The organism is Massilia sp. Mn16-1_5, from assembly GCF_004798585.1.
GTDB lineage: Bacteria > Pseudomonadota > Gammaproteobacteria > Burkholderiales > Burkholderiaceae_D > Telluria.
On the sequence record NZ_PPXQ01000065.1, the window covers coordinates 1 to 497 of the forward strand.

General features: G+C 47.7%; 1 protein-coding gene. It reads right to left on the reverse strand.

Translation table 11 applies throughout. From position 1 onward, the window contains the following. Positions 1-131: 131 nt before the first annotated feature. Positions 132-497: HNH endonuclease signature motif containing protein (locus C2862_RS25080; RefSeq protein WP_136223773.1), on the reverse strand; the 366-nt coding region annotated here is incomplete at its 5' end.

Below are 497 nucleotides of genomic sequence, written 5' to 3' on the forward strand. Positions count from 1 at the left end.
ATCATCAAGATCTGCCACGCGCGGCTCCTTAGGTGCCACGTCAGGCACAGGGAAATTGATTACTTCGGCAGTGTTTGCCATAATTGCTCCTGTGAATTGATCCAGTTAATTCCACCTGAAAGCCGTTGGTGTTAGCGCACCGCGGCTTTCCCTCCAATTCCAATAAATCCTTCATGCCTGGTCCTTTTGGCTTCCAGGTAGCATTCAATTGCATCCTGTTTTTCGATGAATTCTCCCAGCTGAACCATCCTCCCATTCACTGAAATTCGAGCAGCCCATTTACGATTAGCTTTGACATACAAGACCCCAGGATGACCGCTGGTGTTATGCTTTGGTATTCTGGAGTTCTGCATATTTACCGCATGAGAAACCAGACGAAGATTTACCCATCTGTTGTCCGCTCGATCGCCATTGATGTGGTCGACCTCTAAATCGGCCGGAGGTAATTTTCCCGTCATGAAAAAGAAAGCTAATCTGTGGGCCTGAAAACACATCCC